Source organism: Pontibacter silvestris, from assembly GCF_020907275.1.
Taxonomy (GTDB): Bacteria; Bacteroidota; Bacteroidia; order Cytophagales; family Hymenobacteraceae; genus Pontibacter; species Pontibacter silvestris.
Map to the genome: position 1 here is coordinate 1 of NZ_JAJJWI010000010.1, position 13,289 is coordinate 13,289.

At 38.9% G+C, this 13,289-nt stretch carries 12 protein-coding genes; 5 read left to right on the top strand and 7 right to left on the bottom strand.

Translation table 11 applies throughout. The features are described from left to right. Nucleotides 1–151: 151 nt before the first annotated feature. On the bottom strand, nt 152–1,243 hold the full coding sequence (locus tag LN995_RS10590) for an FUSC family protein (protein WP_229961038.1): 1,092 nt from the start codon (nt 1,241–1,243) through the stop codon (nt 152–154). Between the two features lie 654 nt (nt 1,244–1,897). On the opposite strand from LN995_RS10590, the gene LN995_RS10595 reads away from it, so the two are divergent. From LN995_RS10595 to LN995_RS10605, 3 genes are all read left to right on the top strand, one after another. Further along, nucleotides 1,898–3,883, top strand: a complete 1,986-nt coding sequence (locus LN995_RS10595) for a tetratricopeptide repeat-containing sensor histidine kinase (RefSeq protein ID WP_229961039.1) — start codon at nt 1,898–1,900, stop codon at nt 3,881–3,883. Nucleotides 3,884–4,196: 313 nt separating this feature from the next. After that, entirely contained in the window at nt 4,197–5,627 is a 1,431-nt protein-coding gene (locus LN995_RS10600) for a pyridoxal phosphate-dependent decarboxylase family protein (protein WP_229961040.1), read from the top strand. A 454-nt stretch (nt 5,628–6,081) separates the two neighbouring features. Continuing rightward, nucleotides 6,082–6,294 (top strand): hypothetical protein, encoded by a 213-nt coding sequence (locus LN995_RS10605; protein ID WP_229961041.1) that lies wholly within the window; start codon nt 6,082–6,084, stop codon nt 6,292–6,294. A gap of 931 nt (nt 6,295–7,225) precedes the next feature. Here LN995_RS10605 and LN995_RS10610 read toward each other — a convergent pair. Then, nucleotides 7,226–7,891, bottom strand: coding sequence for a DUF4397 domain-containing protein (locus LN995_RS10610; protein WP_229961042.1), 666 nt, complete (start codon nt 7,889–7,891; stop codon nt 7,226–7,228). A gap of 521 nt (nt 7,892–8,412) precedes the next feature. Between LN995_RS10610 and LN995_RS10615 the strand changes: the two genes are divergently transcribed. Next, entirely contained in the window at nt 8,413–8,766 is a 354-nt protein-coding gene (locus LN995_RS10615; RefSeq protein WP_229961043.1) for a hypothetical protein, read from the top strand. A 207-nt stretch (nt 8,767–8,973) separates the two neighbouring features. Next, nucleotides 8,974–9,333: a hypothetical protein gene (locus LN995_RS10620; protein WP_229961044.1), complete on the top strand. Its 360-nt coding sequence runs from the start codon at nt 8,974–8,976 to the stop codon at nt 9,331–9,333. Between the two features lie 135 nt (nt 9,334–9,468). Here the strand turns inward: LN995_RS10620 and LN995_RS10625 are convergent, their stop codons facing one another. The 5 genes from LN995_RS10625 to LN995_RS10645 all read right to left on the bottom strand — a co-directional run bounded on the left by LN995_RS10625 (nt 9,469) and on the right by LN995_RS10645 (nt 12,719). Further along, on the bottom strand, nt 9,469–10,113 hold the full coding sequence (locus LN995_RS10625) for an HAD family hydrolase (protein WP_229961045.1): 645 nt from the start codon (nt 10,111–10,113) through the stop codon (nt 9,469–9,471). 352 nt (nt 10,114–10,465) lie between these two features. Next, the gene (locus LN995_RS10630; protein WP_229961046.1) at nt 10,466–10,876 is read right to left on the bottom strand and encodes a hypothetical protein; all 411 of its coding nucleotides are present in this window, start codon (nt 10,874–10,876) and stop codon (nt 10,466–10,468) included. A gap of 344 nt (nt 10,877–11,220) precedes the next feature. Continuing rightward, a complete protein-coding gene (locus LN995_RS10635) occupies nt 11,221–11,631 on the bottom strand; it encodes a c-type cytochrome (RefSeq protein WP_229961047.1) in 411 nt (136 codons plus the stop codon). Next, on the bottom strand, nt 11,618–12,304 hold the full coding sequence (locus LN995_RS10640) for an SCO family protein (RefSeq protein WP_229961048.1): 687 nt from the start codon (nt 12,302–12,304) through the stop codon (nt 11,618–11,620). Before LN995_RS10640 ends, LN995_RS10635 begins: the two co-directional genes overlap by 14 nt. Continuing rightward, entirely contained in the window at nt 12,291–12,719 is a 429-nt protein-coding gene (locus LN995_RS10645; protein ID WP_229961049.1) for a hypothetical protein, read from the bottom strand. Before LN995_RS10645 ends, LN995_RS10640 begins: the two co-directional genes overlap by 14 nt. Nucleotides 12,720–13,289 lie beyond the last annotated feature (570 nt).

A 13,289-nucleotide genomic window follows, 5' to 3' on the forward strand; every position in this document is an offset into this window, starting at 1 on the left:
CTTTTTGTACCACCCCAACCACCCACCGGCCAAAGCCTGCCCCCCAAGCAGCTAAGCAAGAAGAGGGTTAGCAAGTAAACTTTAATAATAGGAAGCATTACTAAAACAAAGTCTCAGTCTTGTAATAAAATTATTCATCAACTATATTGATTTAGATACTATCTGCCTTAGTATTTTTTGAAATCGGATTTAGACTATCAACCTCTGATACAATTCGGCCTAGGTCGGAGAGAATGCTTCCTATGTCCCGTAGTATTGATAGGGAAGTTATACTGCCCAGATTATTCAAACAGTACTCTTGTTCAATTAGGGCCTGATTGATAGCTTCATTTAGATTATTTTGATTTTCTTCAGAAGCGTTAGTAGATGTTTGGCCATATGCAGCGATACATTTTGCTGTAGCAGCCATAGCTAATTTCAGTTGCTGAACATACCTTTGCTCTAGTTGAAGATACTGATTAATTTGTAGGTCAGCCAAACTTCTGCGAATGCCTCTTATCTGGATCGTAATACTTTCCAGTTGTTTAATAGTTTGGGTAAGTTGGCTAAGCCTTACGCGTTTGTGTGTTAATAAGGGGTTGTACTTTAAACTTTGCCCAGCCAGATCAAGTGTCTTACGGCACTTTTCAGCTTCTTTGATTAGCGCGTCTACTTCAGATCGGCCCGTTTTTCGGTCTATTCCCATATAGTCCAGCAATGTGGTTAAACTTATAAGTGTAGCAGCAGAAAGGTTACTGAACGTGAGAATGTTTTTTTCTACATCCGGTACGGCATTTTGCGGAATAATTAGAGCGTTAATGAACACTGCTATGGCAGAACCTATGATTGTTTCAATAATTCTTTCTAAGGCATAACCTTCTCTGGTCTGACCAAAAGCAAGTACTAAAAGCGAACTGATAGCAACCTGGGATATGATTTGGGGGTTCATGCGGAGAGCTTTAGAGATCCCCATTCCTATCAGTATTATAAAAAAAATTGAGATTGCTCCAATCTTGAACCAATGCCCCAGCAACATACTGAGCAATACTCCTCCAATAATACCGATAATGCGTTGCGTAGCTTTATCTACGGAATCTGCTACAGTAACTTGCACTGTTATAATGGCTGCAACAGCTGCAAAATATGGATATTCTGAGTGTAACAGGCTAGTTGCTATAGACCAAGACAAAGCGGCTGCAAAGGCTGTTTTTGCTATTTGTAAAGTCAGGCCAAACCTGCCTAATATTTCTGCTATTCTATTCACAGGGTATTCTTACTTCTCTTATATTTTTAGGTTTACGCTTGCTGTTCAATAAACAAAATTATACTTGAAAGTCATATACAGGTATTACAATGATAGGCATTTAGGCAGGACAATGAATAGGGCTATAAGTAGCTACTTTACTAAACTGAGTCTGTCGTACTACTAAAGAGTGATACAAGTAAGTAATTCTATGCTTCATAAACCTCTAAACTAGTATATTCAATATTCTGATGTAGATACTGATAAAAAAGGTGTGTTATCAAATCCAATAGCATTTGAGACTGTATTTCACATATTCAATGTTGTATATGGTAAAAGCAATGGTTATCATGAGCACAGTTTCTTCTTATCATAACATGCTGCCTTAAAAGCTTCTCTTTTAAGCTGATGCTTCTGATTTATAGAATTATATATATAATAAAGCAATTTTTGAAAGCAATAAAGGAGCTGAGCTAAATCAGTTTGTTAAACGTTACTGATTGAATTACAGAATAATAAAACAAAATTTATGTTAGGATAGGATTCTATTACTGTTTTATTAAATTTGTGCTTTTCCACTAAGTAAATGGGCCTATTTTTATCTTTTGGGTTATTTAAATCCGTACTTCGGTACTTGGTTCTGCTATAAATACTGCATTTTCTCCATCCTTTTATATGAGAATAATCTTACTTCTGCTGCTGTTTCTTTCTGGCAGGCTTCAGGCGCAAAATAAGCTGGTGGATAGCTTGCTGGCAGAGTTGCCTAAGGCAAAAACGGACTCGGCAAGAGTTATGATATATTGTAACCTGAGCAAGCTATATGTTCTTTCTGATGCAATAAAAGCCAAAGAGTATGGACAAGCTGCTGAAGCTCTGGCAAAAGCTTCGGGCTTGGCACATGGTAGAGCCAAAGCTTTGAACATATTGGGCGGGGCACACTTAGTTATGGGCGAATATGACCGGGCTTTAGGTTGCTATTATACGGCTCTGAAAATTGGTGAGCAGATAAACGATACCACTACATTGATCTCCGCATATATTAATGTGGGAAACATATATTATAAACTACGGGATACAGCAAGGGCTGTAAAGAACTATACTATAGCATCTGAGCTAGCATTAAAGGTAAATGATAAACTAAGGCTGAGTAATGTGTACAACAATCTGGGGAACGTGTATGAAGATAAAACAGACTATAGACAGGCTTTGAATTACTACAGATTAGCCGTCGGTTTGCAAGAGGAGGTTGGAGACAAAAAGAACAGGGCAGTTAGCTTACTTAATATAGGAAATGTGCTTTTGTATTTTGGACAACCTGAAGATGGACTGCCGTATTTGTTTAAGTCTGTTCGTTTGAATGAAGAGGTACAGAACGACATGATCAAAATGGCAGCTTTAGGTAAAATAGCAACGATTTATCGAGCTATAGGTAACCAGGAGAAAGCGCTTAAATATGCAAAGCAAAGCTTGAATATGGCTTTGAAAACAGAATCGAGTAAAAAGATTGCAGAAGCCTCTGAACTGATGCATACTATTTATGCTTCTATGAAAAATTATGAACAGGCTTATGAGTATCTGACTCTTTTTAACCAGCATCAGGAAATATTGAATTCTGAAAGCCGTAAGAAAATAGAGTCCGAAATAACAGCCCAATATGAAACTGAGCAGAAGGAACTTGAGAATCAAAACCTGAAGGCTCAAAGAGAAAAACAAGCAGCTGAGATAAGCCATCAGCAAAATACTTTAATTCTTGAAGGTACTGTCATACTACTGATGCTGGTGGTGCTGGTGGTACTTTATGTTAGCAGACAACGACAGAAAACAGCTTTTACAGATTTGCAGCGGGCTCACCACCTGATGCAGGTACAGCAAAATGAAATTATTAAGCAGAAGAATGAGATTTCTTCACAGGCTGTGGTGCTGCGGGAACAGAATGAGCAGTTGGAGCAGAATAGCTGTTTTAAAAATAAAGTGTTTTCTATTATCTCTCACGATCTAAGAGGCCCCTTCTTTTCTTTTAAGGGTATTCTGAGCATAGCTCAAAGCAAGGCTTTGTCTGAGAGTAAGGTTAAACAGATATTTGAGCTGTTGGGCAAGGAAATGGATGTTGCTATGAGTTTGCTCGATAACGTTCTGATATGGGCTAAAGCACAGTTAGAAGAATCATATGTGGAATTTGAACCTGTGAGTCTTCATCTGCTGACAGAAGAAAACATAAAACAGGTCAGGTCCTATGCAGAAAAGAAGAGCATAAAGGTTGTAAATAAAGTTACTGAAGGTACTACTGCCCTTACAGACAAGGAGAGGCTGAACTTTGTACTGCGTAACCTGCTGATGAATGCAGTAAAGTTTTCCTATCAAGGAGGAGAAATAAGAGTTGAGCTAAAAGAGCAGAATGGAAAAGCAACCATTACGGTAAGTGATGATGGCAGGGGAATATCTTCTGGTAATTTATCGAAGTTGTTTACAGACAGACGTTTCACAACCCTTGGCACCTCCGAAGAGAAAGGAACTGGTTTAGGTTTAATGCTTTGTAAAGAGCTTGTTGAAAGCTGCAATGGCAGTATAAGAGTGGAAAGTGAGGAGGGGAAAGGAAGCGTTTTTTCGGTAGCGTTGCCAAAAGCAAAAGTTCATGTGACTGAAGAGGTGAAACTGGTATAGTGCCTGGAGTTAGGCTGCTAAGGTTCCTGTTACCCGTTATTAGGTAAAACACCCAGTGGCGTCGAACTCAGCAGATGCTCTGCCACAGCACCACTACAAATAGCCCTATGGGTCATTAGGGGCCATGGCCATTAAGTAAACTTTTTTTAAACTCTACAGCTGCAGCTTGTTACTGTTCCATTTAATGTCTTTTCGTAGTGCATGCACATTCTTTGTATACAATCAACAATAGGAAATTAAGTGTAATCTGTTGTTTATTGAGCATTTGTCTTTGTTACTTTGCAGTAAATAGCACGTGAAGAACTAAAAAATCATGGATAATATACTAGAACAGGCATATTCAGCAGAAAGTTTTCGTCGGCAGGGGCATGAGCTGATTGATATGCTAGCAGATTACTTGGCAGATGCCACAGCAGATAGAGAGGACGTAAGAGCCATTCCTTGGCTGGACCCGGACAAACAGCTTGCATATTGGCAAGAGGATTTCCAAAAGCCTTTAGCAAAACCGCTGGACCTTTTTCAGGACGTAATAGCTAAGTCTATACAAGTGCATCGCAAGCGATATATGGGGCATCAGACCACACCTACTTTGCCTGTTACAATACTATCCTCTGCCGTTACAGCAGCCCTTAATCAGGGAATGGGAGTTTATGAAATGGGCATGGTAGGCAATACGTTAGAGAAAGTGATGACAGAGTACCTGGCAATGAAGCTTGGGTTTGGCAGGGAAGCATCAGGGTTCATAACATCGGGTGGCTCGTTGGGTAACTTAACCGCCTTGCTAGCCGCAAGGGCCGCAGGCAGTAACGTGTGGAACAGTGGTTATGAAGATGGAAAGCGCTTGGCCGTTCTTGTGTCTGAGGAAGCACATTATTGCATCGATCGGGCCGCTCGAATTATGGGGTTGGGATCAGAGGGCATCATCAAGGTGCCTGTAAACATGAAATTCCAGATGCGTACAGACCTGTTGGAGCAGTGTTACCAGCAGGCAGTTTCTGAAGGGAAGCATGTGATTTGTGTTGTGGGATGTGCTGGTACTACCTCTACCGGCTCCTATGATGATCTGGAGGCTATTGCATCCTTTAGTCAGCAGCACAACATCTGGTTTCATATTGATGGTGCTCATGGAGCGCCTGCCGCTTTCTCTCCAAAATATAAACATTTAGTTAAAGGAGTTGAAAAGGCCGATTCTGTGGTGGTAGATTACCACAAAATGATGATGACACCTTCTTTGTCGACAGCTCTGATCTTTAAACATGGTGGCGATGCGTACAAGACATTCTCACAGCGGGCACAGTATCTCTGGACGGAACAGGAGTCGGAGGAGTGGTACAACGGGGGGAAGCGCAGCTTTGAATGCACAAAAGCTATGTCAGCTTTAAATGTATACACTATCTTCAGGACTTATGGTGAAGACGTTTTTAAGGAAAACATAGAGCAGCTGTACGGCATAACCACAACATTTGCCGGGCTGCTCAGTTCAAATCCGAATTTTGAGCTGGCTTACGAGCCGCAATGTAATATTGTGTGTTTTCGCTATAAGGCGGAAGCCAATCAGGATAAGCTGAATCAGAATATCAGGAAGCTTCTTTTGGAGGAGGGAAGGTTCTATATTGTACAGACAGTACTGAGTGGGCAAACTTACCTGCGTGTCTCCCTGATGAACCCTCTTACAACAGAGAGTGAACTACATACATTACTATCTAAAATTGAGGAAAAAGCTTCTTTTTTAATCGCTGTTTGAGTTTTTAAGAGTCCCTGATATACAGTTAGGTACTTATTAAAGAGGTTCTTTAGGCATCACTATATTGGTTAAGTCTACAGGATAATGTTCCAAGTAGCAGAATTATTAACTGAACCGCTTTAGAAGAGATTGCAACAAAGCCAGGTAGCTTCTTTCCTACCTGGCTTTGTTAGTTGTTAGCAGGTACCGGGTTTAAATTGCGATTTTGCTTAATTCGATCTGTCATAAGTTTATCATCAGATTTGCTGCCTTTATAATACATATCTCAAGCCGCCAGGAAGGAAGGCTTAAAAGTGGCGCTTAATTCACTAACAAATTATAGGATAAATATCATTTTGCTGTATAACTGTTACCCTTCTTATTAAATTGCGTAACTGCCTATATGGATAATATATAATTGGTGTCAATCACTTCCCTTATTAATCTTTTAGATAAAGCACTTATATAAAACCAAATGAAGCGCTTTTTTAAAATAAAATTAAGATTGGTTTATAGTCAGGCTGAGTTGTGGATAGCTATCAAAGCCAGTAGTATGGGAGAGGCAGTTGTAATAGCAGATAACAGAACCATGGGCACTCCATTTGAAATTTGTGACAATTCAGTTATAGAAATTTCTTTATTAGAGTATAATAGAATGCTTAGTAAAGTCGTACTGCATAATACCTGAAGCTATCGTTTTGTGTTACATTAGAGAGGACAAAGTTCCCCTGCTTTCTTAACCAGAATCCTTTTTTCCTTCTTAATAAAACCTGTATTCTTTCTTCCTCAAAACTCAGATTTGTTCATAGATTAACTTTTTTGTAAACGCGTTTCTGGTATCTATTCATAAAGCTACTGGTTTCTATATGAGTAAGTACATAAACCGATTAGAAGGAGGTTAAGTACGTATTTTATCGGCTATTCTACTTATGATAATCAATGTTTTTTAATTTTAATAGCTTTGCTTCTGATGTCATACTTGTACTAAAAACCATGAGAGATAAGCCTGCGGCAATACAGGAGAACTGCAACTCCCGCATAACAAAGTTACTAGCTGCCGCGGGTTCGGAGGAGGCAAATGAGTTAAAGTATCTAACAAAGAGGCAGCCGTTGTTTTTTAAAGTAAGGCTTATAAAGCTTAGTAGTACAGCAGAACTTTGGATAGCTGTTAAAGCTCCTTGCATAGGAGAAGCATTTGTAATAGCAGACACTAGAAGTTTAGGCTCGCCATTTGGAGTTTGCGACAACTCAATCACAGAGATTACTCAAAATGAATATTATGCCATGCTTAGTAGAGGGTCTAAATATTATAATCAAGTCAAACGTTTTAATACCTGCAACGTGGCAGCAGCTTCACAAACTCTAATGAACTGCAACGAGCTCTTTAGCTAGTTTTGATGTTAAACTTTACTTTAGGAAGAGATGTACACTATTGACGGTCAAAAAACTAACTGCTGGCTTTGTTTTCAGCAGTTAGTTTTTTGACCGTCAATAGTGGTAAGTATCAAACTATAAACCTTCTATTCTTTAGTAGAAGTGTTACACGTAACTTTAGTAAGTTTGATCTTGAGAGATACTTTTCTGACGGCTTGTGATATTACACAAACAAAAAATCAAAATTAATAATTAGTAATAATTTGTAAGCTTAGTTTGTTTGTGTTTCCGGAAGGAGGTGAAGAAAAGCCTCGCAGAATTAATGTATAAATTCTTCCGGATTGTAACGTAATGTCTGAGACTGATAAAAGCTCACTACCACTTTCTGTGTCTTTTACTTTAAAAGTATATTTCCCAGAAGTTATTTCTTTAAATGGGGTACTGTTCTTAAAGTCAAGATCGGTAAATAAGGGAGAGCTATTTGTTTCGGTAGTAACAATGTCTACGGCAGGTGCGTCAGGAGATATGTTAATGAGACGTACGTTAGCCTTACCTGAGCTTGGTAAGGCAAGGCTATCTTCTACTGCCATAAAACTAATGCTTTCAAGGCTGTCTACTGCAAAGAAAGAGTATGCTACATTCTCTTTAAAAGTTATTGCCGTATCAATATAAGCATTCGATGCATTCACAGGAGTAAACTTTATTCGATGGCTTCCGGGCGTTATGCTTACATAGTTAGAATGGTATGTGTACTTAAAGCTTTGGCTGAAGAGCTGTTTGCTGTCTAATAGCACATCTAGATCAGGAGCATCAGGAGATCCATGATAGAAAAAAGCTATACTACTAGGAGTTACTTCATTATCCACGTCATTGTCATTGTCCAAGCATCCTGTTAGGGAAAACGAAAGCATGCAGCATACAAGAAAGGTGAATTTACTTAAACTAAGCTTTTTTAGAGATTTTTTCATAAGAATTAAGAGTTAGAAAATTGCTTTGTTATAAAGGAGACCCCACAAACAGCGTGTTGGTTGCAAGGCGTTTTTTTATATGAAGAAATGTTTAATACAGGCACAGTCAGTTTCAAGCATTAGCATAAATTCTTCTTTATGAGGAGATGTATTATGTAAGATGAATTACAGATTGATTTTCTAAACTTGGTTTGCTGTTCAAGACTACAGCCACTTTCTTGAGTACTAATTGTGATAGCTTATGATGAGGACGCCTTTTTGCAACAGAAGCAGTTAAGCATTATGTAGAACAGTTCTACGAAGTGTGGAACTGCGTACACATTGTTTTACGTATTTCTACACTTGGTAAAATTGATTGATGTTAGTAATTTATTGATAGCTAGTATATTAAGTGTTGTGAGATTTCTGGCACAGTTATGACTTAGTCCTTATCAAAACAAACTAACATGAATAAAACAGGAATTATGAAAAAGGTAACATTCTTAGCAGCAGCAATTGCATTACTAGGTGTAGCATCAGTAGACGCTAACGCACAAACTACACAGCAAGAGCAAACGCAACAAACACAACCGACTGAACAAAAAGCGGAAGGTGCTAACAAAGTAAAAGTTGCCCAGGATGAGCTTCCAGAGCCTGTTAAAACTGCTCTTAAAAGTGACGTTTACAAAGACTGGACTGTAGGTGATATTTATAAAGTTTCACCAGCTGAAGGTGACACAGAAGGTAAAGTTGTTTATGAAGTAAATATGACTAATGCACAAGGCCAGTCTGGTGTTGTTAAAATGGATGAAAAAGGCGGAGATGCTTCGTCTAAATAAGGAATAAATATTTTTGTACAACTATCTATCTGAAAGAAGCTCCGCAATGCGGGGCTTTTTTTGTGTTAACCCTAAATTAATTTAATTTTTATAGTATTGAACACCAATAACTTAATGTTCAATGTAGCGTAGACAGTTTTAAAGGCTTGTAATATATTATTCTACAATGCCTTGCTGATTGTACCACCTCAGAGAGCATACATAATTATGGAAAAACCTATTTCACGGCTTATGCACGGTGTAGCTGATTTTGCTTATATTCCTGCGATTTCTATACTACCGGAAGCAGTTGGCTTCAAACAAGAGAAATCAGCAGTTAATTTATGCCGAGCCCTTAGTGGCGGCCTTTTAGCTACCGGCCTTATGACTCGTGCTGAATGGGGGTTGGTTAAGGTAATACCTTTTAAAGCGCACCTTATGAGTGATGTTGCTGTTGGTTTGTTTACTCTGAGTGCCCCATGGCTGTTTGGGTTTGCAAATAATAAAAAAGCATGTTGCACATTTCTAGCTATGGGCGTAAGCAATGTATTAGCTGGGCTGCTCACTAAAGACGAAGAAATGGAGTGATAGCTTTTTGACGAAGAAAATACTTTTGTCCTTTGCGATACCCGTCCTAAAAAAGTAAAGCCACCTAGCTAACAAGGTGGCTTTACTTTTTTAGGACGGATTGGTTTTACTTACTGGAGTAGCAGTAATTAAATATTAATTGGTAGCACTGTTTGCTGCAGTTATCTTATCTATTCGTATCCATTTCATACCGGCTGCCTCAGCAGCTTTTACACCTGGCTCACCATCTTCAAAAACGAGGCAGGAGGGCGGTTCAACACCAAGTAGTTCTGCTGCACGTAAAAAAGGATCAGGATAAGGCTTACCTTGTGGTGTTTCACCGGCACAAACTAACGCTTCTACAAGGGAGTCAATACCTAACACCTCTAATGTTTTTTTTATCATTTTTCTGGAACCTCCCGATACTACTCCAATTTTTAGCTTTCCTGCATTCGCTTTCAGATGATCTACTACGAACTGAATGGGCTTCGTTTTCTCAATAAACTCTTCGTAAAACAAATCTGATTTTAATGCTTCAAACTCAATGGGATCAAAGTTGCTGTTGTATCTTTTATTGATTTCTTCCACCACAGCTGGAATGGGCAAACCTGCAAATTCATCTATAATGGCAGGATCAATCTCTACGCCACGATCTAAAGCTACTTTAACATAAGTGTCTTTATGAGCTTGCATGTTATCAGCGAGTGTACCATCGCAGTCGTATAATAGGGCTTTAAAATCTCCTTTGGCAAGATCAGTGAGTGCTTTATATTTATAGTGGTTATTACTTTCCGTATTCATTATGTATTATTTTATTTCTGACAAATATAATACAATTGCCGTAATCCATTTTCTTGTCTTTATACTGAACCTATAGCTTCTTTTGTAATATAAGAGGCAACAAACAGTTTCTACTTATTTAGTTATAATTGAAGCTGGCAAAATAAAGTTTATAAAGAGTAGTTTGTTTTGCCTCCCCTTACCAGGAATGGTAACAGAAAGCGACTGCAGAAGGTGAAGTGTTGCTACCGAAAGCTGAGACTGATCTTCTTACTAATAAGTGTTTAAAACTTTCATAGGAAAAGCTGCGTGTAAAACCAAGCAACAGGTACTTTAAAGAAAAGAGCGTGAAACAGGCAGGGTAATGTAATAATTAGCATCTAACCCTTCCAATCCAATCTACGGCATCCTTGAAAGAGCTAAACCATTCGAATTCAACAGAGGAATGGTATATAACCTTAAATTCATTGATGGTTTCCTCGAACTTAAGAATGTTGCTGATGTCATTAATAAGAATACGGGCAATTTTTTTTAAGGAAGCGCAAAGTACAATTACCGAGGCTACTTTACGGATAACGCGCCTTAGTTCGTTTAGAGGCATACCAACCAGCTTGTTAGACTCCATTACCCAAAACTCAACAGAATATTCGTAAAGATATTTAATTAGAAGTTTAACCCCTTCCTTAAATTCTTCTTTGGTTGGCCGCCGTAACCATTCAGAGTACATTAAGTTTATCGAGTCGTCAACCCATATATGAAGATAACTTCCATGATACTCTGTCATGTCTCTGATTTTTTTACATGATTAATTAAAAGTATAGTTTTAAAAATACAATAAATATTAATTGTATATAATTATAGTGTAAAATATTTGGAAAATATTTAGTTAATAGGTGTTGTTTGATGGTTAATGAATAGCTTCTATAACTACCGACAAGGTTTGCCATAACTCAAAATATTAACATTACATTGTAATGACAAATGTACACTACGGATAGGTTTAACTAGGTAACAGGTTCTTTCTGCTAAAGCAGAGGAGCAGGTACAGATATATTTAATAGTAGCTTTATCAACTAGAATTTAGTTTTGATAAATACAGAACATATTATTCAGTTGTAAAGCTGTAGACTAATGCGAGGGGCAACGATCAAGGAGTTCTGCCACTTGTTGCATTGTATAACGCTCATTGCTGTTTCCGAAGTTCGTCTGGATATAGTTTAGCAGGTTTGTCATTTCATCTGCTCTTAGTGCTTCAACACCAGGCATTTCCTGGTTATACTCCTGGCCATTTACTACAATAGGGCGGTTAATGCCATGTCTGACTAGGCAAGGCAGTTGAGTGCGGTGTTTCTGTATATAGTCTGATTGGGCCAGGGGAGGAATAACACCACGAAGGCCAGTGCCGTCTTCCATATGGCAGCTGGCACAATTAGCCGTGTACAGTCTTTGGCCTTGGTTCTGCTTTTCTGTAAAGCACTGGGTAAGGGTAGCGAGGGCAAAGAAGCCCGCCACTACCGCTATAGATCTATTTCTTCTCATTATTCTCTTCTTGCAGTAGCACGGGTATATCATTAATCAGTCTATCCACTTGTGCAGCATCTGTTCCATCATAAATGCCACGTATATGACGGTTCTCATCTACCAGTACAAAGGCTCCGCTATGTACAAAGCCTCCGGCTTCACTTTCGTCCTCCATAGCAGATACCAGGTACTTTTGGGCAACACTGTAAATGCTGTCTTTCTCCCCGGTTACAAAACGCCATTTATCGCTGTTTACGCCTAAGCGAGCTGCATATTCGTTCAGCACAGCCACAGAGTCGTGCTGAGGGTCTATGGTGTGTGAGAGTAGCATAACCTGCGGTGTGTCTTCAAACTGTTCATACACGCGAAGCAGCTGGCTCTTCATTTTAGGACAGATAGTGGGGCAGGTGGTGAAAAAGAAGTCAGTAACATATATTTTGCCGGCAAATGTCTCATTAGTGACTTGCTGGCTATCCTGATCCACAAAGGCAAACTCTGGTATTTCTGGGTATAAAGTATCGGCAACAGTCTGTCCGTTTACCTCACGTTCTACTACCTCACGCTCTCCTAATATTGGCAGTTTCTGCTCTCCTGTGTTATTGTTTCCGCAACCGATAAGAACAGTGCTTGCAAAAACTGCGGCTCCTGTTGCCATTCGTGTTAAGTAACTGTATTTATTAATTTTGTTCATACTGTCGGTACGTTGTCTGGGCAACATCAATGGTGCTGTCCATTTTAAGTTTCACTTGGTTAATAAGGTTTAGTTGTTCCTGCAGGTACTGCATAGCTAATTGGTGCTGTAATGTATCAGGTGCTTTATACTGGTGCATCCAACCCATCATAGCTTCGTCAGCCTGATTTAAGCCTTTAATCTGTTGCGAGAGCAAATTTGTAACACTTGTATCGGTTGTTTGTGTTTCCAGTGTGTCACGAAGTTTACGCAGATTGAGTCGCAAGCGGTAAATAGTACCCATTTTTGCCATTGATTCATTGTGCACACGCATTACCTCGTTTTCAAACTCCTGCTTTTGCTCTTGCTCCGACGGACCAGAATTACAGCGTATCAGTAGCGCAAAGGACAAAAAAAAGTATAGCAAGTATTTCATAAGGTTGAGGAATTAAAGTTCAGTAAGGTTTTTAGAATGTAAGTGAAGAGTTACTGTTTCTTTCATCGAACTATCGTATACACAGCAACGCAATGCTTAAGCTTTAGGAAGAAGAGAATCTATCATAAAGGTATTTGTAAATATTGCGACCTGTTGATTTTGTGCATAAACAAGGTTGCAACGCGGGAAAAACTCCAATTACTGATGTTATGAAGGCAGGCTTCTGGAAAAGGTGAATACTCATCTGGTAGATGAAAGAAGGACTGATTCCGATGATATGTTTCCAGAACATGCCACAAAGGTAAAGCCGCATGCTGGCATGTGCAAGTATTGTAACTTATATCCCTCTACTGCTACTCTTCATTACCAATTAGTCAGTTATCATTCCTATTTAAAAAGTGCTGATGTTGCTTTGTATGATGAGAGCATTAAACTATTTGTTAAGCGCTTGAGCCGCCTTAGCTGAGTCAAACTTGCAAACATAGCAATATTCTTATGCCAATGCCTTGGTGATAGAAAAAGCGATTGTTGATGCAGATGACAGGCTTTATTCATGTCATCAGGTAAATA

Excerpts from the sequence above, each read along its gene's own strand:
- LN995_RS10595 (WP_229961039.1), top strand. The coding sequence starts at position 1,898 with ATGAGAATAATCTTACTTCTGCTGCTGTTTCTTTCTGGCAGGCTTCAG.
- LN995_RS10600 (WP_229961040.1), top strand. The coding sequence starts at position 4,197 with ATGGATAATATACTAGAACAGGCATATTCAGCAGAAAGTTTTCGTCGG.
- LN995_RS10605 (WP_229961041.1), top strand. The coding sequence starts at position 6,082 with ATGAAGCGCTTTTTTAAAATAAAATTAAGATTGGTTTATAGTCAGGCT.
- LN995_RS10610 (WP_229961042.1), bottom strand. The coding sequence starts at position 7,891 with ATGCTTTCGTTTTCCCTAACAGGATGCTTGGACAATGACAATGACGTG.
- LN995_RS10615 (WP_229961043.1), top strand. The coding sequence starts at position 8,413 with ATGAAAAAGGTAACATTCTTAGCAGCAGCAATTGCATTACTAGGTGTA.
- LN995_RS10620 (WP_229961044.1), top strand. The coding sequence starts at position 8,974 with ATGGAAAAACCTATTTCACGGCTTATGCACGGTGTAGCTGATTTTGCT.
- LN995_RS10625 (WP_229961045.1), bottom strand. The coding sequence starts at position 10,113 with ATGAATACGGAAAGTAATAACCACTATAAATATAAAGCACTCACTGAT.
- LN995_RS10630 (WP_229961046.1), bottom strand. The coding sequence starts at position 10,876 with ATGACAGAGTATCATGGAAGTTATCTTCATATATGGGTTGACGACTCG.
- LN995_RS10635 (WP_229961047.1), bottom strand. The coding sequence starts at position 11,631 with ATGAGAAGAAATAGATCTATAGCGGTAGTGGCGGGCTTCTTTGCCCTC.
- LN995_RS10640 (WP_229961048.1), bottom strand. The coding sequence starts at position 12,304 with ATGAACAAAATTAATAAATACAGTTACTTAACACGAATGGCAACAGGA.
- LN995_RS10645 (WP_229961049.1), bottom strand. The coding sequence starts at position 12,719 with ATGAAATACTTGCTATACTTTTTTTTGTCCTTTGCGCTACTGATACGC.